Source organism: Alteromonas sp. V450 (assembly GCF_001885075.1).
Classification (GTDB): Bacteria; Pseudomonadota; Gammaproteobacteria; order Enterobacterales; family Alteromonadaceae; genus Alteromonas.
The window spans coordinates 1099648-1120355 of record NZ_MODU01000004.1; the positions used below are offsets into that span (position 1 = coordinate 1099648).

17 protein-coding genes are annotated in these 20708 nt (G+C 43.5%); all 17 read left to right on the forward strand.

Annotation, left to right across the window (positions count from 1 at the left end):
* Window positions 1-154 precede the first annotated feature (154 nt).
* The 17 genes from BK026_RS04785 (at window position 155) to BK026_RS04865 (ending at window position 20425) form a co-directional block, all read left to right on the forward strand.
* Complete coding sequence (locus BK026_RS04785) at window positions 155-1342, forward strand: thiamine pyrophosphate-dependent dehydrogenase E1 component subunit alpha (RefSeq protein WP_071814785.1); 1188 nt, start codon at window positions 155-157, stop codon at window positions 1340-1342.
* Window positions 1342-2319 carry an alpha-ketoacid dehydrogenase subunit beta gene (locus BK026_RS04790; RefSeq protein ID WP_061095031.1) on the forward strand — a complete coding sequence of 326 codons (978 nt, stop codon included), beginning with the start codon at window positions 1342-1344 and terminating at the stop codon, window positions 2317-2319. The genes BK026_RS04785 and BK026_RS04790 overlap by 1 nt, the downstream gene beginning before the upstream one ends.
* 16 nt (window positions 2320-2335) lie before the next feature.
* On the forward strand, window positions 2336-4036 hold the full coding sequence (locus BK026_RS04795) for a dihydrolipoyllysine-residue acetyltransferase (RefSeq protein ID WP_071814787.1): 1701 nt from the start codon (window positions 2336-2338) through the stop codon (window positions 4034-4036).
* A 147-nt stretch (window positions 4037-4183) separates the two neighbouring features.
* Window positions 4184-5062, forward strand: a complete 879-nt coding sequence (locus BK026_RS04800; RefSeq protein WP_071814789.1) for a 23S rRNA (adenine(2030)-N(6))-methyltransferase RlmJ — start codon at window positions 4184-4186, stop codon at window positions 5060-5062.
* Window positions 5063-5145: 83 nt separating this feature from the next.
* A complete protein-coding gene (locus BK026_RS04805) occupies window positions 5146-7026 on the forward strand; it encodes a phosphotransferase (RefSeq protein WP_071814790.1) in 1881 nt (626 codons plus the stop codon).
* On the forward strand, window positions 7019-7879 hold the full coding sequence (tesB, locus tag BK026_RS04810; RefSeq protein ID WP_071814792.1) for an acyl-CoA thioesterase II: 861 nt from the start codon (window positions 7019-7021) through the stop codon (window positions 7877-7879). The genes BK026_RS04805 and tesB overlap by 8 nt, the downstream gene beginning before the upstream one ends.
* Window positions 7880-7889: 10 nt before the next feature.
* Complete coding sequence (locus BK026_RS04815; protein WP_071814794.1) at window positions 7890-8414, forward strand: gamma carbonic anhydrase family protein; 525 nt, start codon at window positions 7890-7892, stop codon at window positions 8412-8414.
* A 518-nt stretch (window positions 8415-8932) separates the two neighbouring features.
* Window positions 8933-10054 (forward strand): alanine--glyoxylate aminotransferase family protein, encoded by a 1122-nt coding sequence (locus tag BK026_RS04820; protein ID WP_256253677.1) that lies wholly within the window; start codon window positions 8933-8935, stop codon window positions 10052-10054.
* Window positions 10055-10348: 294 nt separating this feature from the next.
* On the forward strand, window positions 10349-11080 hold the full coding sequence (locus BK026_RS04825) for an SIMPL domain-containing protein (protein WP_071814795.1): 732 nt from the start codon (window positions 10349-10351) through the stop codon (window positions 11078-11080).
* A gap of 12 nt (window positions 11081-11092) precedes the next feature.
* On the forward strand, window positions 11093-11548 hold the full coding sequence (locus BK026_RS04830; RefSeq protein ID WP_071814797.1) for a GAF domain-containing protein: 456 nt from the start codon (window positions 11093-11095) through the stop codon (window positions 11546-11548).
* Between the two features lie 2 nt (window positions 11549-11550).
* The gene (locus BK026_RS04835; RefSeq protein ID WP_025255289.1) at window positions 11551-11841 is read left to right on the forward strand and encodes a hypothetical protein; all 291 of its coding nucleotides are present in this window, start codon (window positions 11551-11553) and stop codon (window positions 11839-11841) included.
* 16 nt (window positions 11842-11857) lie between these two features.
* Complete coding sequence (gene proQ / locus BK026_RS04840) at window positions 11858-12526, forward strand: RNA chaperone ProQ (RefSeq protein ID WP_071814799.1); 669 nt, start codon at window positions 11858-11860, stop codon at window positions 12524-12526.
* A 4-nt stretch (window positions 12527-12530) separates the two neighbouring features.
* Complete coding sequence (gene prc, locus BK026_RS04845) at window positions 12531-14573, forward strand: carboxy terminal-processing peptidase (protein WP_071814801.1); 2043 nt, start codon at window positions 12531-12533, stop codon at window positions 14571-14573.
* 83 nt (window positions 14574-14656) lie between these two features.
* Window positions 14657-15991, forward strand: coding sequence for a sodium-dependent transporter (locus tag BK026_RS04850; RefSeq protein WP_071814803.1), 1335 nt, complete (start codon window positions 14657-14659; stop codon window positions 15989-15991).
* Window positions 15992-16063: 72 nt separating this feature from the next.
* Complete coding sequence (gene nhaC, locus BK026_RS04855) at window positions 16064-17539, forward strand: Na+/H+ antiporter NhaC (protein ID WP_071814805.1); 1476 nt, start codon at window positions 16064-16066, stop codon at window positions 17537-17539.
* A gap of 47 nt (window positions 17540-17586) precedes the next feature.
* On the forward strand, window positions 17587-20196 hold the full coding sequence (gene pepN, locus BK026_RS04860) for an aminopeptidase N (RefSeq protein WP_071814807.1): 2610 nt from the start codon (window positions 17587-17589) through the stop codon (window positions 20194-20196).
* Window positions 20183-20425, forward strand: a complete 243-nt coding sequence (locus tag BK026_RS04865) for a DUF2835 family protein (RefSeq protein WP_071814809.1) — start codon at window positions 20183-20185, stop codon at window positions 20423-20425. The genes pepN and BK026_RS04865 overlap by 14 nt, the downstream gene beginning before the upstream one ends.
* The last annotated feature ends 283 nt before the right edge of the window (window positions 20426-20708 follow it).

Consider the following 20708-nt stretch of genomic DNA (forward strand, 5'->3'; position numbering starts at 1 on the left):
ATGTTTGTCCTCAAAAATGCGCGCAACTTAAAACATTCGTTTCTTACACGGTTTAAATGATTTTACTTTAAAAATGACGCTCCCGCGAATCTTAAACTAGCATATGGCGTTATACGAAAGTCGCTAACTGGCCCTCATTTTTAAGGGGAAAAACGTGAAAGATAGAAATCATTTGGCCGAAGTAAAAACAACAAATAAGGTCGAAATTATTGCTAAAGGGGTTGTTGATATCCCAATGCTGCAAATCCTGTCACCGGAAGGTGTACTACTAGACGGCGCACAAGAGCCTATGTTGGAAAAAGGGGACGCGCTAGACATTTATAACACCATGGAATATATCCGCGTGTTAGACGAACGTATGGTGGGTGCTCAACGTCAAGGTCGCATTAGTTTTTACTTGGCCAGTACAGGTGAAGAAGCCGCTTCAGTGGCCAGCGCTGCTGCGTTATCAGACGACGACATGGTCATGTCTCAGTACCGTGAGCAGGGCGCATTGGCGTACCGCGGGTACACCACAGAACAATTCATGAACCAAATGTTTAGCAATAAAGACGACCCGAACAAAGGACGTCAGATGCCTATCCATTATGGTGATAAGCCACTTAACTTTATGACCATATCATCACCGCTAGGTACACAGATCCCTCAAGCATCTGGTTACGCTTATGGCCAGAAAATGTCCGGTAAAGATGTGGTCACTATCTGTTACTTCGGTGAAGGTGCAGCGTCAGAAGGAGACTTCCACGCAGGGTTAAACATGGCGGCGGTACTTAACTGCCCAGTTATTTTCTTTTGCCGTAATAATGGCTACGCCATTTCAACACCAGCAGAAGAACAGTTCGCGGGTGACGGCATTGCTTCTCGTGGCTTAGGTTACGGTATTAAAACTATCCGTGTTGATGGTAACGATGTGTTAGCCATCTACGCAGCTACAAAAGAAGCCCGTCGTATTGCCATTGAAGAGAAATGTCCTGTGCTCATTGAAGCCATGACCTATCGTTTAGCGGCGCACTCCACGTCGGATGATCCAACAGGCTATCGCTCTCGTGAAGAAGAAGATAAGTGGCGTGCAAAAGATCCTATCGCTCGTATGGCGAAATGGTTAGACAGCAAGGGCTGGTTTGACGAAGCGGAGAACCAAAAGCGCGTTGATAAAGCAAGACAAGATGTTTTAGCTGCAATGAAGAGTTGTGAAAAGACTGACGTGTGTGCCATTGAGGATATTGTCGAAGACGTTTACGACACACCACCTTGGCACTTAAAAGAACAGCTCAGTGAATTGAAAGCGCATATCAAAAAGTACCCGAAGATGTACCCTAAAACAGCAGGGAGAGTAAAGTAATGGCTAAGATGAACCTACTTCAAGCGATCAACAATGCACTCATCACAGCCATGACCGAAGATGAAAAAGTAATGGTCTTTGGTGAAGACGTGGGCCATTTTGGTGGCGTATTCCGTGCGACCAGTCATCTTCAGGAAAAATTCGGCAAAGCACGTTGCTTTAACACGCCACTTACCGAGCAAGGCATTATCGGCTTTGCCAACGGCTTAGCTTCACAAGGCTCTGTACCTGTCGCTGAAATTCAATTTGGCGATTACATTTTCCCTGCGTTTGACCAAATCGTGAATGAGACGGCTAAATGGCGCTATCGTTCAGGCGGTCAGTTCGATGTGGGTACGCTTACCATTCGTACACCTTACGGCGGCGGTATCGCAGGCGGCCATTATCACAGTCAATCACCAGAGGCCTTCTTCGCTCACTGCCCGGGATTAAAAATTGTAATCCCTCGTGACCCATACCAAGCAAAAGGTCTGTTGCTTGCGTCTATTCGCGACAAAAACCCCGTATTATTCATGGAGCCTAAACGTCTTTACCGCGCTTCTGTATCGGAAGTACCTGAAGAAGATTACGAACTACCGTTAGGTAAGGCAGATATTGTTCAAGAAGGTAGCGATATCACGTTATTAGGTTGGGGCGCGCAAATAGAAATTCTGCAAAAAGCCGCAGAGATGGCACTTGAAGATGGTGTGTCGTGTGAAATTATCGATTTACGCAGCATATTACCGTGGGACGTTGAAACGGTTATGCAATCTGTAATGAAAACAGGTCGTTTATTGATAAACCACGAAGCACCACTAACGGGTGGCTTTGCGAGTGAAATTGCCGCGAGCATTCAAGAACGCTGTTTCTTATACCTTGAAGCGCCTATTGCAAGGGTGTGTGGTTTAGATACGCCGTATCCTTTGGCGCACGAAAAAGAATATATGCCAGATGAAACGAAGACGTACGAAGCCATAAAACGTACGCTTCACTATTAAGCCGGGGGACGATGAAATGACAATTGAATTTATCTTACCGGACATTGGTGAAGGTATCGTTGAGTGTGAACTTCTGGAATGGTTAGTTTCTGAAGGAGAACATATTGAAGAAGATCAACCAGTCGCGGAAGTAATGACCGACAAGGCGACTGTTCAGATCCCTGCTATGCATGCAGGTGTGGTTAATAAACTGCATTACGCGGTAGGTGATATTGCTAAAGTACACGCACCGCTGTTCTCTATGACGCCAGATGATGCCGACGCTAACACAGATGCTCAAGAAGACGCGCAAGCGGAAGTAAAAGAGAATGTGTCTGAAACAGCGACAGCGAATGAAAGTTCTTCTTCAAGCGCTTCAAACGGCAAGCACATCGAAGACTTTATTCTGCCAGATATTGGTGAAGGTATTGTCGAGTGCGAAATTGTGAAATGGAATGTGGCTGAAGGCGATGAAATAGAAGAAGACCAAGCCGTTGTAGAAGTGATGACCGATAAAGCAGTGGTAGAAATACCTGCTAAAAACGCGGGGATCGTGCATCGTCTTTATTACGCGCAAGGCGATATAGCGAAAGTACATAGTGCATTGTTTGCGCTAGAAGTTGCCGGTGAAGCCACAACTACTAGCGGCACTAATGAAGAATCACCAACGGCAAACAACAGTGCTTCAAGCGTTGCATCTCAAAGCTCAGTGACTGCGCAAACAAACGGTTTAAGTCAGCAATCAGCGCAAGTTGCTCCTTCAAAATTCAGTGATGGTGAATACGAGCCACCTATTGCTATAGAAGGTAAGGTGTTGGCTAGCCCTGCGGTAAGACGTGTTGCAAGAGAAAAGAATATCGACCTCTCCTCGGTGAAGGGCTCGGGCAAAAAAGGTCGGATCCTTAAGTCTGACGTATTGAATCTACGACATTCGAATGTTGATACGTCGTCTCAAAACACGTCATCTTCTGCGCCAAGCTCACCGACCGCAGAAAAAGGTGATTCAAACAGCGCAAGCACTGTGCTTAAAGGGAGCGTTAGAACGGAAAAAGTACGCGGTATTCAGGCAGCGATGGCGAAGCAAATGTCGGCTTCGGTTTATACGATCCCGCACTTCACCGTCAGTGACGAGTTGGTAATGGACAACCTGATGTCGCTACGCAAGCTGCTTAAACCTGAATTTGAAGCGAAGAACGTAAAACTCAGCTTTATGCCGTTTTTCGTTAAAGCAATGTCATTGGCACTCAATGAGTTCCCTGTCATTAACAGTCAGCTTAACGAAGACGCCACTGAGATAAGCTACTTCGCAGATCACAATATTGGTTTTGCAGTAGACTCTAAAATTGGTTTGCTTGTACCGAATATTAAGCGGGTACAAGACCTTTCGCTTTTAGATATTGCTGTTCAGATGCAGGATATTATCGAGCAAGCCAGAGCAGGGCGCGTGGCTGGCGAGCACCTTAAAGGCGGTACGATTAGTATCTCTAATATTGGTGCAATAGGCGGTATTACCGCAACGCCAGTAATCAATAAGCCAGAAGCGGCTATTGTTGCGCTTGGTAAAACGCAGAAACTTCCACGTTTTGATGATGAAGGGAACGTTAGCGCGCAGAATATCATGGCGGTAAACTGGTCTGGCGATCACCGTATCATTGATGGCGCGACTATGGTGCGATTCAATAACCTATGGATGAGTTATCTAACCCAGCCAGAAAAAATGTTAATGCACCTTAAGTGATATCATTCAAAGCAATTTGATTTGCAGTAGCAATATTTTTAAAGGGCCAATAGTAAAACTATTGGCCCTTTTTTGTTTTGTATACCTCAAAGCGCGTTGACGTTATTATAGAGCACTATAAACAAACGAAAATTTTACTGAGGTTTTGTGCTTAGTTATCAACATGCCTTTCATGCGGGCAACCACGCTGATGTCATTAAACATCTTTGTTGGATTGGCGTTATCAACGCATTAAAGAAAAAAGATAAACCTTTTACGCTTTTCGACACCCACGCAGGGGCGGGCGCATACGATCTAACCGATGCCATGTCGTCAAAAAATAAAGAGTACGAGACAGGTATTTCTCGTTTGCTCTTAGATGATAAGGGGGCTCAGGACTTGCCAAATTTGTTGGCCGACTATTTATCGTTGTGTGAACCTTTTTTAGCGCAGCAGCAATATCCGGGCTCACCGGCAATAAGTGCAAAGGCCAAAAGGGATGGTGATAACTTACACCTTATGGAACTTCACCCTGCGGAATTCAATAAATTAGACAACAATGTATCCCGTTTACGCACCCGTAATAGCCACGTCCATAAACGTGACGGATATGAAGGGCTTCGTGCACTCACGCCACCTAAACCCAATCGCGGTGCTATTTTAATCGACCCTCCTTATGAGCGTGTGAATGAATACAGCGACCTTGTTAAGGGGGTGGAACAGGTATTTAAACGCTGGCAGCAGGCACAAATTGTAGTGTGGTATCCACTACTGTCAGAGAGAGCCGGCACCAAAAGTGGGGCAAGTGAAGCTATGTGCGAAAAGCTTGCAGCAATAGGCAAACCCTGTTTTAAAGCAGAAATATGCGTGGCAGAAAATACGCAAGATGCTGGTATGTATGGTTCAGGCGTATTGGTGTTAAACCCGCCATGGCAGCTAGATGCTAATTTAAAAAGCGCGTTAGAAAGCGTTGTTGGTATGTTAGGTGCCGATGAAACGGGTTATCACGCTACAGCGCATGTTACCTGGATAAACGAAGATAATTGATTACTGTGCAGTTTAACAATGGTAGGCGTATCGCTGCTGATTAACCTGTTTCAAAAAGTCACTAAAAGCGTGAAGTAAAAAACATGTCGCAACTCAAAGGCCTAAAACATTTCTATATACCCGATGAGCAGTCGATATATCTGCTATCTCATGCGGATGCGAAAAAACTAAAAGACTGGGTAAACCTTTGTATCTCGCAGTTAGAAGGGTTGGGGTACAGTGACATCGAACTTTTAGGGAAAGGAGCCTTTGGGTTTGCGTTTGCAGGGAACGCGCCAAGCGGTGAATCACGGGTATTTAAGTTTTCGCGAATAACGTTGCCGCAGCATGTGCAAGATAGACTAGAAGAGGAAGCTTTTATGCTTTCTCACGTTAATCATGAGTTTGTGCCGCGGTTTATTGAATATCAACAAATACGCAAACAATCCATTTTAGTTATGGGGCGAGCGCCTGGCGAAGACCTAGAAAAAGTCAGCTTGAAAACAGGCCCACTATCGCCCCGTATTATCGTCAAAATTGCAGTGCAGGTCGGCGAACTTTTATCCAGTTTTCGCCAATACAGTGAAAATGGAGAAATTAAACCCATTGTTCACGGTGACATAAAACCTTCGAACCTGGTTTGGGATGCTGAAAATGAAGCTGTTGGACTGATTGATTGGGGCTCTTCAGTGTTCGCTCAGACCGATATTTCTGGGCAGTATGTGGGAAATAATGTCATGGACTTAATGTCAGGAGAGCTACACCAAACCAACGCCCGACTTGGCGATGTGTATTTCATCGGAGAAGAGCAGCTTAATGGCGCACTTTCCAGCCCACGCTTCGATGAACAAGGCCTGGCGAGCACGCTGTATGCTCTGGCTTCAGGACAGTCGTGCCGTTATGGCAGTAAAGTCATTACGCCGTCATCCCTTGGCCTTCCCAAAATGCTTGCCAATATCCTTGAGCACATGCTCAGTGAAGATCCGGTAAAGAGAAGACAAGGCGGAGATTACCTGTTTAATCACCTGCACGTTTTGAAGAATATGGTCTTCACACAAGATAAGCCTGCACAATACACACCATTAATACCTACATGGGTGGCCCAGACACAAAACCGCGCTGATATTGAAACCGTCGTTTACAGTTCTCGAAAATCTTACTTACGCCAACAGGCCAGGCTGTCTTATTCATTAGATGAGAAAGACGTAGAGGAACTTCGTTATATAGACGATGCGCAATTTGACCGCTACTACAAAAACTATTTACAGGGCATGGGGGATACCGAAAAAGCATTTGTTTCTGCAATAAGCCGACTAGGCCGTTATCCTGTAGTTGGCGGTATGGCTGTGCGCTGGGAGCCAGAAGGTATATATGTCGATTCAAGCTTGAACTTATATGATGAATCAATGAAAGCAGCGTTTGATTTAGCAGTGAATAATGTCATTAATTTAGCAAGGGCTATACACAAGCCTGCCGTATTCAAGTGCTGTATGTTCAACGCGAAAAATACGCTTCACATTGAGCGTGATAATGAAGACGACGACTTTATACCTAACGGTGAGATGTCAATTCCCTACGAGTTGTCACGGGTTTCGGCACAAAAGGATGAAAGCCGTACTCATTCCTATTTTGAAGACGGTGACGATCCTGACGAACTATTAAAACTCCCGCAAACTATTATCGATACTATTGTCCAGCTAAATTCAATACACCATACTGGCTGTATTATCTTTGAAGCATTGCCAAAGCATTTGAAAATTCACAATTACTATACGTTGCTTGATCACAGCCAAGAAGAGCGCTTTAAAGCATTATTGGCCCAGCTGGTTCAACAAATTCCCAATATAAAAGGGCTAGGCATTTCAGGGTTTATGAAGTTACCCTATAAAGATACGCGTTTTTTCGAGCATAAAGCAAAATTGCCTGAAAAGTATTATCCGCGTAACCCAAAAGCAGTTATTGAAGAGAACGCACAACATGTCTGAAATAAAACTATCGTCACTTTTTGAACTTGAAACAGTGGAAGCTGGCATTTATCGGGGTCAAAGCTGGGATTTAGGCTTTAGAGCGTTGTTTGGGGGGCAGGTCTTAGGTCAAGCACTAGCTGCGGCATATGAGACAGTAGAAGCAGGTAGAGTGGCTCACTCGTTTCATACCTATTTTTTACTCCCTGGTAATGCAAAAAAACCTGTAGTTTATGATGTGGAAATAGTACGTGACGGAAGAAGTTTTTCGGCGCGACGTGTAAAAGCCATTCAAGATGGTCGCAACATTTTTTACATGACAGCGTCTTTTCAAGTACCACAAGATGGCATGGAGCATCAAAACCCAACAATGCCAGATGTGCCTGCACCAGAAGACGTGCAGTCTGATATAGAATTCTACGAAGCCAACTTCAATAAAATTGCACGGCCTATGCAGGAAGCACTGAGTTACCACAAGCCTGTAGATATTCGTACTATAGATGCGGCTAACTCGTATCATTCAGCTAAGCGTGAGCCGACCCGCTTTATCTGGTTGAAGGCCAGAGATACGATGAATGCCACGCTTTCTGTTCATCAAGCAGCGCTTGCCTACGCGTCGGATTACCATTTTCTTAGTACGTCACTTCAGCCTCACGGTGTTGCGGTAACAGATAAATCACTTCGAATAGCGACCATCGACCATGCTATGTGGTTCCATCGTCCAATTAACATGAATGAGTGGATGCTGTATGCGATGGAAAGCCCTTTTAGCGGTGGCTCAAGAGGTTTGGTTCGCGGACAAATATTCAGCCAAAGTGGTGAGCTCATAGCATCAACGATGCAAGAGGGGCTCATGAGAAAAGTAGAAGAATAGGGAGAGCATTATGCGCTACAAGTTAGGTACAACGTCGCCGCAGGTGCACGACAATGCATTCATAGCGCCTGGCGCCCATGTTATTGGTAATGTTGAATTAAAAGCGGGTGCAAGCGTATGGTTCAATGCGGTAATACGCGGTGATATGGACAAAATAACGATTGGCGAAAATACAAATATTCAAGATGGCAGCGTACTACACACCGATGCAGGTATTCCCTTAAAGCTTGGTAAAGGGGTAACCGTAGGACACAAGGTAATGCTCCACGGGTGCGAAATTGGTGACTATTCCTTGGTAGGCATTAATGCTGTAGTGCTAAACGGTGCAAAAATTGGAAAATATTGCATTATTGGCGCTAACGCTTTGATAACGGAAAACATGGAAATTCCAGATTACAGCCTTGTTGTAGGAGCACCTGGGAAAGTCATAAAAACGATGGACGAGAGCATAGAACCCAAACTAAAGGGATCCGCAAGTCACTACGTAGAAAATGGAAAAAACTATAAAACGACGTTGCACCCAATCGACAAATAAGTCTGAAAGTTTATGCGAGATATATAGTATTCCCCCATAAAAAATGCCCAGAACAAACGTTCCGGGCCTAGGGGAATGGCTCATTGCTGAGCCGTGCGCTAACTTTTACACAGGAGAGTTTAGATAAAATCTTTCAAACGGACAATGAGTATAGAACACAATTGGTTAAATTATAAACAATATTTGTGTGAATTTTATCTTACACTCTTAACTTTAATTAAATTGTAGAACTATTACGTTAGTTATCAACGAACTAAATACTGGTCGGATGTGATGATTTTTATTGTTTAAACTGTCCAGATAATATCCACATACTGATCACATTTTATACACATTATAATTAATCGCTCGGTTATAGACGGGTTATATAAATCTAGATGCTTTCATTCATATTGATTATGTTCAGTACAGATGGTTGTTCCTTTCCCTTATCCTTGTAGTATGTCGTGATTCTTCATGCTTAATCAGCATGATACTGACCATAAAAACAGGCCCTTACATTATTACGAGGATGGATTATGCAATCATTTTCTACTTTTATTCCCCCTGAACGTACCTTGATGGGACCGGGACCATCCGATGTTAACCCTAGAATTTTAAATGCGATGGCAAGACCTACTCTGGGGCATCTCGACCCAATGTTCATTGAATTAATGGATCAGACCAAACAGCTTCTGCAATACGCCTTTAAAACCGAAAATGCACTGACGATGCCAATCTCAGCTCCGGGTTCAGCTGGCATGGAGGCGTGTTTCGTCAACTTAGTGGAGCCAGGCGATAAAGTATTGGTTTGTATTAACGGCGTGTTCGGCAATCGCATGGTTGAAAACGTTGAGCGCTGTGGTGGTAAGGCTATAACTGTCAACAATACATGGGGCGAGCAAACTGACCTTAATATGGTAGAAGACACCCTTAAAGCCAATCCGGATATTAAGATCCTTGCTTTTGTGCATGCCGAGACATCTACGGGCGTTCGCAATGAAGCTAAAGCGCTTTGTGAGCTCGCAAAAAAGCATGATTGTCTTAGCATTGTTGATGCAGTTACCTCTCTTGGAGGTATCGAGCTAGATGTTGATGGGTGGGGCATTGACGCTATTTATTCAGGTTCACAGAAGTGCTTAAGTTGTGTTCCGGGGATCTCTCCCGTTTCATTTAGTGAAAGAGCAGTTAACGTTATTCAAAACCGAAAAACGAAAGTACAAAGTTGGTTTTTAGACATGAACTTGATTGTTGGTTATTGGGGTCAAGGCGCCAAGCGTGCCTACCACCATACGGCACCTGTCAACAGCATGTACGCCATGTACGAATCTCTTCTAATTTTAAAAGAAGAAGGCTTAGAAAATGCGTGGCAACGTCACGCTCTGGGTCATGAAAAACTTGCGCAGGGTTTAAGTGAACTTGGGCTAGAATTAACGGTAGACAGTGCTTATCGTTTACCTCAATTAAATGTAGTTAAAATTCCAGACGGCGTAGACGATGCTGCCGTTCGCAAGCAATTACTTGAAGATTTCAATTTAGAAATCGGCGCTGGCTTAGGCGAACATGCCGGTAAAGTATGGCGAATTGGTCTTATGGGATACGCATGTAAGCCACGAAATATCGACCATTGCCTTGCTGCGTTGCGCACGGTGCTTAAGTAAACGAGCATAGGGTCTGTTGTTCTTTAATTTACATTCTAATTAAAAATTGTACAGCAAAGCTCAATAGGCCCTAAAATTATACAATCCGCATTCCAAACCAAAACAACATTGTGCTCTAACTTATCCATATTTGATTTTTGCCTCATAAAAAGCACATCTCGGCGACGTTACATCTCTTCTCGTCTCAGTTCAGTGCTATGCTTCCTTTCGTTGCGTATATTCATAAACTATTCAGTTTTAAACATTTATCCTTTCGGTAACGTAATTAATTGGCGCCATATAAAAGGAATCTCTATGAAAATAATCACGCGTACTCATTCTTATTCAACAGCTAAAAGCGTAGTTAAAAAAGCATTGTTGGCTTCATCATTTATTGCCCTATCTGCACCTATGATTTCTGCACAGGCCGCACAAGAAGCGGTTATAAATGTACAAGGCGTAGGAGCCGTTGAAGTAACACCAAACGCTTATTCAGTCACACTTGTTGTTGAAGAAGCAGGTAATACGGTAGGGAAGCTAAATACCCAGCTTGATTCGGACATGCGCTCTATCGTTACGTTTTTGCTTAAACAGGGAATAGAAGAAAAGCACATTCAAAATATGCAAGTGCGCTTACAGCCTCGCTATGTCAATACTCCTCAGGGTCGAAAGCAAGACGGCTTTACGTTGTCTCGTGAAATCAACATTACCTCTACCAACCTTGAAACCTACGACAAAGTCCTTGATGGCGTACTAAAACGTGGGGTAGATCGTATTCAGCAATTCAACTTTATCTCAGTTGGTGAAGGCGATGCTTACCAGAAAGCACTGGTTGGCGCAGTAAAAGACGCAAAGCAACGTGCACAGTTACTCGCAAAAGAATTAGAGGTTGAAATAGGGGAAGTAGTTGCAATCTCTGAATCTGGTGGCAATATGCCGATTCCACTAATGCGCGCAGAAGCTTTTGCGAAAGATATGTCCATGTCTTTACCCGGTCAAGAGCGTATAGAGGCGCGAATTAGTGTGTCTTTTAATATTGTTCAATAGCAGGAAATTCGTTTGAAAGAACAACAATACAGCCAATTAATAGCTCAAACAAAAAGTTTGGTGTCTGGCGAACATGATCTTATCGCTAACATGGCTAACATCAGTGCGTTACTTTTTAATAACCTTGAAGACGTTAATTGGGCAGGTTTTTATCTGTATAAAGAAGAACAACTTGTGCTTGGTCCATTTCAAGGTCAACCAGCCTGTATCCGCATTCCTTTAGGCAAAGGTGTTTGCGGAACAAGTGCAAGCACGAGAACGGTACAACGCATTGCAGACGTCCATCAGTTTGAAGGGCATATTGCTTGTGATGCCGCGTCCAACTCAGAGATTGTTGTTCCGCTAGTGGTAAATAATGCGCTTATTGGCGTTCTCGATATCGACAGCCCTGTTTTTGAACGTTTTACAGAAGAAGACGAAAAAGGGCTCGTTGAAATTGCTCAAATTCTTATGGATTCGCAGAAATAATCATGAAATCCAGTGTTGATATACACGTTGTTTTATCTACGTTTGAAGATATGGAAGACTTTCACGATGACCCGGATGAGGCCTCTGAACGTTTAAATTTTATTCTTCACGCGATTTACGACAACGCAGAAGAAGATATTGAAACACAGCGTTTAGAGCAAATTTTGCACTACGCATGGGAATCTTGGCAACAAGATAAGCATTTATTAGAAATAGATGACGACGAATTGCTTGATTGGGTTGACCACACGCTGGCAACTTGGGATGATGCAAGTAACGATGAAATCTCCTGAATAATTTAGAAAGTTAATGGAATCACCAGAGAAGTTTACTAACAGTAAGGAAGTGATAGCTTTCCTTGCAGAGACCTTTCCGAAATGTTTTAGCATTGAAGGCGAGGCCCGCCCACTTAAGATCGGTATTTTTCAAGATCTTGCCACTCGTTTAGAAGAAGAGGAGCGCGTAAGCAAGACGCTTCTTCGGTCTACTCTACGTCATTACACCAACAGTTGGCGCTATCTTTATAGCATCAAAGAAGGTGCAAACCGCGTAGATTTAGACGGCGTTGAAGGCGAGCCTATTGAAAAAGAGCACGCTGATCACGCGCAACAACAGCTGGAAGAAAGTAAAGCGAAAGCCGCTGAGAAGCGCAAAGCCAAACTTGCACAGCAGCCAAAGCGTAAAGATAAACGTCAATTTAATCGCCCAAAAGGTGAAAAAACTGCAAATTCAGACCATGCTGATACAAAGCGCGGAACTAAACCGAAAAATAACAGACCAAACAATACACCACCTGCAAAATTGACGGACAGCGATTTACAGCAAGGTACGCAAGTTACTGTTAAATTAGGTAAGGCACCTATGCCAGCAGTAATTACCGAAGTTGCAAAAGACGGCATTCACGTACAATTAGACTCAGGTATGGTGGTAAAAGTAAACGCAGACGCTTTACGTTTGGCTCGCTCCAAGAGGTCGTAAAATTATGAGAGACATCCTTCGAATTTCTATCGCTAGTGCTTTCCTTACCGTTGGTGTAGGGGCGGGCGCAGTTACGTCAACACCTGAAGTAGACGAACTTCCTATATTGGAACAAGAATCTCAGCACAGTGTTGCCGCTAAGCGAGTAAGTGCACTATTTACACGGGCGCACTACAAGGAAATATCGTTGGATGATGCGCTCTCTGCTCGCGTTTATCAGCGTTTTATAGAGTCTCTTGATCATAACAAGCAAGTGTTGTTGTTGTCAGACGTTGTCGGTTTCGAAAAATACCGGCATCTGTTTGACGAGGCGTTGAACAGAGGCAACCTTTCGATTGCTTATGATATGTACAACGTGAGCGCAAAACGCAGAATTGAGCGTTACGAGTATGCCTTGTCGCTACTTGAACAAGGCCCATTCGATTTTGAAAAAGAAAACGACAAATTTTTCTATGACAGAGAAGACGCAGATTGGCCTCAAAATAAGGCTGAACTTGATGAAATCTGGCGCCAACGAGTTAAGTACGATGCGCTAAACTTGGTATTAGCAGATAAATCATGGGAAAAAACAAAAGAGCTGCTTACTAAACGTTACCAGAGAGCGATAAAGCGCACCAAACAAGCAAAGAGTGAAGATGTTTTTCAATCTGCGATGAACGCTTTCGCTCGCACAATTGAAGCACATACAAGCTATTTGTCGCCTCGAAATGCCGACCGTTTCCAAATGGAAATGAACTTATCGTTTGAAGGTATTGGTGCGGTATTGCAAAGCGAGGACGATTACACTGTCATTAAAAGTGTTGTTCCAGGCGGCCCAGCTGACGAATCTGGTGCAATAAAACCCGAAGACAAAATAGTGGGTGTGGCACAAGACGATGAAGAATTCGTCGACGTAATTGGATGGCGGCTTGACGAAGTCGTTGAATTAATTAAGGGGCCGAAGGGAAGTACCGTCAGGCTTCAAGTTGAAAAAGGTGCAACAGACGCAAAAACAACGTCTGTAGTAAGCCTCACGCGAGATAAGATAAAACTAGAAGATCGTGCAGCAAAGTCTGAAGTTTACACGCCAGATACTGGCCCGCATGCCGGTGAACCCCTTGGTGTTATTACTATTCCAAGCTTTTACAACAACCTTAGCATGGACGTTGCGAAAGAAATTGAGAGTCTAAAAGCGCAAAATGTAAAAGGGGTGATTGTTGATTTACGAGGCAATGGCGGTGGTTCATTAACCGAGGCAACATTGTTAACGGGTTTATTCATTGAAAAAGGCCCGGTTGTTCAAATCCGCTATGGTCAAACCAAAGTCAGTGTGAATCGCGATACCGACGGCGAAGTAGCGTATGATGGTCCACTTACAGTATTAGTCGACCGTTACAGTGCTTCTGCATCAGAAATATTTGCGGCCGCTATGCAAGACTACAATCGCGCCTTGATCGTTGGTGAGCAAACTTTTGGTAAAGGAACAGTTCAACAGCACCGTGGTTTAGGTAAAATTTACGACCTTTACGACAACCCATTAGGAAGTGTGCAGTTCACTATCGCTAAATTTTATCGAATTAACGGCGGTAGTACACAACACAAGGGTGTTATTCCTGATATTCTGTATCCGTCTGCGGTGGAACCAGCAGAGTGGGGAGAGTCACAAGCAGAAAATGCGTTACCCTGGGATAGTATTAATCGCGCTAATTACACAACGTTTGCTGATGGTGCTGCTGCGTTAGACGTGCTCACTGCGAAACACAACAAGCGCATTCTTTCTAATCCAGAGTTTGAGTATATTTACGACGATATAAAAGAATATAAGGAAAACAAAGATAAGAATTTTATCTCATTAGTTAAGTCTGTTCGAGAAGCCGAGAAAAAAGAGGCGGAAGAGAAGTCGCTTGCTCGCGCTAACGAACGTCTGCAGCGAATTGGTCTAGAGCCCATTGCATCTTTAGATGATATGCCAGACGATATGGAAGAATTGGATCCATTTTTAGATGAGGCCGCAAACATAACATTCGATATGATTGAGACAGGCCGATACGCGATTACAAGAAACTAATTTACTCAACTAGGGGGCTGGTCTAGGGCCAGCCCTTTTTTTATGTCTATAAATAAATTAAAACAATAATAAAGGAAAATAATATGGCTATCAGAGGCGAGTTTTCCTCTCGAATAGGGTTTGTTCTTGCCGCGGCAGGCTCAGCAGTAGGGCTTGGAAATATTTGGGGGTTTCCTACTAAGGTAGCAAGTAATGGCGGCGCTGCTTTTGTTCTCGTTTACTTGCTACTCGCTTTTGTACTCGCATACCCTGTGCTAATGGCCGAGTTAATTATAGGTCGTAGTTCGCGCTCGAATATGGTTGACGCCTTAGGAAAGATATCGGGTAACTTTGTGGGACGAGCGACGGGCCTTTGGGGTTGTATTACCGTATCACTCATACTGGCTTTTTACGCCATTGTCGGGGGGTGGATGCTTGTTTATTTTTCTGATGCTGCGGTGAGCATGTTTGGCATGCAGCAAGCAAGCGAGTGGCTTCTTACATCCTCGGTTACGCGTAACGTTATTTTTTGTTTTATATTCATGAGCTTAACGGCTTTCATTGTTGTAGGTGGTGTTAAGTCAGGCATTGAAAAGTGGTCTGTACGACTTATGCCTACACTAGTTGTTCTAATTCTCGCGCTCATAGTCTATGTAAGCTTACAGCCAGGAGCTATAGAAGGCTGGTCAGCCTATCTAGTGCCAGATTTTTCAAGAGTGCTAGACCCAGATTTGTTAATTAACGCTATGGGGCAAGCTTTCTTCTCAATGTCTTTGGGCGTAGGCACCATGTTGGTCTATGGCTCTTATTTAAGTAAAAAAGAGAACCTTCCAAGTATTGGTGCATCTGTTGCACTCGTTGACATAGGGGTAGCAGTCATCGCCGGAATGCTGATCATCCCCGCTATGTATGTTGCGTTAAATAACGGTGTCGAAATATTCACACCCGAAGGGGCGTTAATTCAAGGTGACACTCTCATCTTTAAAGTACTTCCCGCTTTATTCGATACCATCGGTACGGTTGGGCTTTTTGTAGCATTTACCTTTTTTGCGTTAATGGCTATTGCCGCTGTAACATCGTCAATTTCAATGTTAGAAGTTCCTGTTGCGTTTATGGTAGAGAGCAAAGGTCTTCAGCGTAAAAAAGCGGTGTTGCTTATGGCAGCCGTTATTTTTGCTTTAAGCTGTATCATTATTCTCAATTTCGAAACCTTGTTTGGTCTAGTGATTTCGTTAACCACTGAATACAGTCAGCCTCTTCTTGGATTAGCGCTTTGTATTTTTGCAGGTTGGGTATGGCGCAGGGACGCCATTTTAGACGAACTAAAGCAGGGTGATCAGTTTGCTGAGCACAGTATCTTTTGGAAAATTTGGCCATGGTACGTTCGTTTTGTGTGTCCGCTTATCATTGGACTGATGTTCTATCGCTCAGTGTTTTAGGGTGGGAAAACAGAAGTATTCAGCACACTTAATGCATTAAAATTACAATAAAAAGGTTTTAAAAAAACGACAATGACGAATAAAGAAATAAGAACGCCGTCACTTCTTGATGCAATGCTTCCTATTCTTGCACTAGTTATCATGATGGGAAGCGCAGTTTATTTGTTTGCCGATAATTCTTCATACGGGCCAAACCAAATTGCACTGCTTTTAGCCATGGGCTTAGCCGCAATCATTGGAATGAAAAACGGCTATAGCTGGAAAACTATTGAAAAAGGCATAGTAGACGGTATTTCAATGTCTCTTGGGGCATGCTTAATTTTATTAGCAGTGGGCTCTCTGATTGGAACATGGATGCTTGCTGGTACCGTGCCTACGCTTATCTATTTCGGTTTAGAGTTACTAAATCCATCGTTTTTCTATGCAGCCGCTTGCTTGATTTGTGCTGTTGTCGCTATGAGTATTGGTAGCTCTTGGACCACTGCCGCTACCGTGGGTGTAGCGTTAATGGGGGTCTCTGCAGGTATGGAAATGTCGGCAGCTATCACCGCCGGCGCAGTAGTTTCAGGTGCTTACTTTGGAGACAAAATATCGCCACTGTCAGAAACAACTAACTTGGCACCTGCCGTAGCAGGTACAGATTTATTTGAACACATTCGCTACATGCTTTGGACAACTATTCCAAGTTTTGTTATTGCGCTTATTTTATTTACGGTACTTGGCTTTAGTGAAGTAGGTGAAGCCAAGGCGCAGCGTATTGAACAGATGCAGCTTCTGTTAAATGAATCTTTTGACTTGGGTTGGCATTTACTTATTCCTCTTGTTGTTTTACTTACCCTAGCAATTAAAAAGATGCCTGCGTTTCCAGCGGTTTTTATCGGTGCTCTGTTAGGTGGCATTTGGGCAGTCGTATTCCAGTGGGATGTGGTTACTTCTATGGCAAGTAGTGACGACTCGGTGAATGTAGGCGCGTTGAAGGTTGTTTGGACTGCGCTATTCGATGGCGTAAGTTTTTCAACGCCCGACGAGAACTTAAATAGCTTACTATCTCGTGGCGGTATGTCATCAATGCTTAATACCATTTGGTTGATAATTTGTGCTATGTCATTTGGTGCGGTATTAGAACGTGTAGGCCTTTTAAAGCGTGCAGTTTCAGCCATATTGATTGGTGCAAAGTCTGCAGGTGATATGGTGAGTCGTACTATTCTGACTTGTTTTGGTACTAACCTTGTTACTGCTGATCAGTATATTTCAATCGTGATGCCAGGCCGCATGTACAAGGAAGAGTTCAAAAAGCGTGGTTTAGACCAATTGAATCTTTCTCGCAGCCTTGAGGACGGCGGTACACTTACGTCTCCACTTATTCCTTGGAACACCTGTGGTGCTTACATGCACAGTGTTTTATTAGTTAATCCATTTGATTATGTATTTTATGCATTCTTCAACGTAATCAACCCGATCCTTGCTGTTGTTTACGCGTACCTAGGTATTAAGATTTTACGTATTACACCACCACACGTTGAAGTAAACAGCAAAGGTACGGTTTAACACAACGTTCCAATTAAACCCACGTAGGCTTTCTTTTAGGAGGATCTATGTCAGTTCAAGCTAAACGCCGGGCGGATTATCAGCCGCCCGCTTTTTCAATAGCGACAGTTGACCTACACATAACGCTTCACCCAACGCAAACCAAAGTTATTAGCACGCTTGCCGTCACTCGAAACGGTTCGCATAGCAACCCTTTAGTACTTGATGGCGATAACTTATCGCTAGATTCCATTTCGATTAACGGTACGCCTTTATCTGATAATGAATACACGGTAACAGATAGCGCTTTAGAAGTGGTTACTGAACGTGATGAGTTCGTCTTAGAAATTACCAATATCATTGCCCCTGAACAGAACAAGGCGCTAGAAGGCTTATATTTGTCTGGCGGTGCCTATTGCACACAGTGTGAAGCTGAAGGATTTCGTCGCATTACCTACTTTATGGACCGCCCAGATATTTTATCGGTCTACACAGTGACGGTAGTAGCCGACAAATCAGTACCAATGCTTTTAGCCAATGGCAACCCAGTGGACAGGGGCGAAGTAAACGAGAATACTCATTTTGTTAAATGGCACGATCCGCATCCGAAACCTTGCTACCTTTTTGCTTTGGTTGCCGGTGACTTCGATTTACTTACCGATAGCTACACCACCACTAGCGGTAAAGTGGTTGCGCTAGAACTTTATGTTGATAAAGGCAAAAAGTCTCAAGGTGTCTTCGCATTAGAATCGCTCAAGCGGGCGATGAAGTGGGACGAAGATGTGTTCGGTTTAGAGTACGACTTAGATATTTACATGATTGTTGCTGTCGATTTCTTCAATATGGGAGCGATGGAAAACAAAGGCTTAAATGTGTTTAACAGTAAGTTTGTTTTAGCCGATCAGAAAAGTGCTACCGACGATGACTTTTTCAATGTGGAATCGGTTATTGCGCATGAATACTTTCACAATTGGACCGGTAACCGAGTTACTTGTCGAGATTGGTTCCAGCTAAGCCTTAAAGAGGGGCTTACGGTATTCAGAGACCAACAGTTTAGCGCTGATATGACGTCGGCGTTAAGTAATCGTATAAAGCACGTTCGTGTTATGCGAGAACACCAGTTTGCAGAAGATGCGAGTGCAATGAGTCATCCAATTCGTCCAGAAGAAGTCATCGAAATGAACAACTTCTACACGGTGACGGTTTATGACAAAGGCGCCGAAGTTATTCGTATGTTCCACACACTATTGGGGCCAGAGGGCTTCAGGCGTGGTATGGACGAGTACTTTAGAAGACACGACGGTCAGGCAGTCACCTGTGATGATTTCATTTCAGCCATGCAGTCTGCTACTGATTTAGACTTAAACCAGTTTAGCCGCTGGTATAGTCAGTCTGGTACGCCAGTAATTTCTGTCGCACACAGCACTGATGTCGGTGATAACGGTACTGTTAAGCATAGCTTCACATTATCACAGCATACGCCTGCAACCTCTGATCAGGAAGAAAAACTCCCTCTTTATATTCCTGTAAATATCGAGATTATCGATGATGAGGGTAATAGCTACACAGACAACGAGTCGCTTATTAAAGAAGGCATGGTCATTTTAAAAGATGACGCTATGCGTTTTACTGTAGAAGCCAAGACTACTCGCTTAACACCTGTAGTATTAGGCAACTTCTCAGCGCCAGCGAAAGTTGAAAACCCTTTGGGAACCTATGCGCTTCTTACCATATTTAAACATGCCAAAGACCCATTTAATCGCTGGGATGCAATGCAAACGCTGTATGACCGCTGCGTAAATCAATTAGAAGAATCACCTGGCTCAGCGATCAGCAATGAGATTTGGAGTGGTATTAAGCAAGCTATTGCCCAAGAGAAGAACAACCTTGAATTATTAGGTGAGTGTTTAGTTATTCCTTCGTTTGAGACCTTGTGCCAGAGCCGTAGCAATATAAAGGTTTCTGAACTTTCAAAAGCGAGGGAGACATTTTGCGACCAGTTCGCACGAGCCTTGGAGAAAGAGCTGTTGAGTATTTTTAACAGTATCGCACAAGAGTCATATAGGTATACGCAAAGTGCTATCAATCAACGACGCTGTAAAAATGTGGTTCTTGCACACTTAGCAAGGTTACCTCAGCATGAACATATTGTTGTTTCTCAATTTAAAGCTGCTGACAATATGACAGACACCTTGGGCGCACTTAGAAGCGCTCAGCACTGCTGCGACAGTACTTTCGATAACTTAATGGCTCAATTTGAAGCAACGTGGAATCATGATCCGCTCGTATTGGACAAGTGGTTCGCACTTCACGCTACGCAAAATAGGGACGACATCTTTGCAACGATCACTATGTTGTGTGAGCACCCGCAGTTTGCAATGAGTAACCCAAATCGCGTTCGCTCGGTTATTGGTAGTTTTGCTTTCTACAATAGTGAAAAATTCCATGCTGTAGATGGCAGCGGCTATAAGTTCGTCACCGATTACTTACTTAAACTTGATGCGGTTAATCCTCAAGTCGCAGCGCGCATTGTTACTCCGTTAACACAATGGCAGGGGTACGCAAGCGAACACCAGGTTCATATGAAACAGCAGCTCGGTCGGTTACTTAACCACAAAGGTCTTAGTAAAGATCTATTTGAGAAAGTAAGTAAAAGCCTTGCTTATGACAAGCATTAACCCATCTGACATTGTTTACTTTTTTAGTATTAGCGTGCCTTACAACCAATGTGAGGCACTTTACTCACCATCCGTACCCCACGTAGTCATAATGAGCGAGTCGGGTATCAGCGTACAGGTTCCAACCAACAATTTAAGGCGATTCGTTACTGCCGCTGGTGTTAAAGGTCGTTTCAGAATGGTTGTTTCGCCGAATAATAAAATCAAATCTTTCGAGCGTCTCCGCTAAGTCTGCGCACCCAAAAATCACATTAAATCGATTTTTTTCCGTTCTACGCTATCTTTACTGGCACACGTTCAATAAACGTCACTTTGGCCATAATTGTTTAAAATGTCACCGTTTAAATAAATAGGCTTTATACTCAGAATAAATTAATAACTATTTGATACGATTAATGTTGTAAATTTTGTTAACTGGTAGGATTAGTTCTTGCGGTTATGCCAAAATGATGTAATGATTTTGTTAATCTTTATGGTGGTCATGATGTCACGCATTAAGTCACATCGACTTG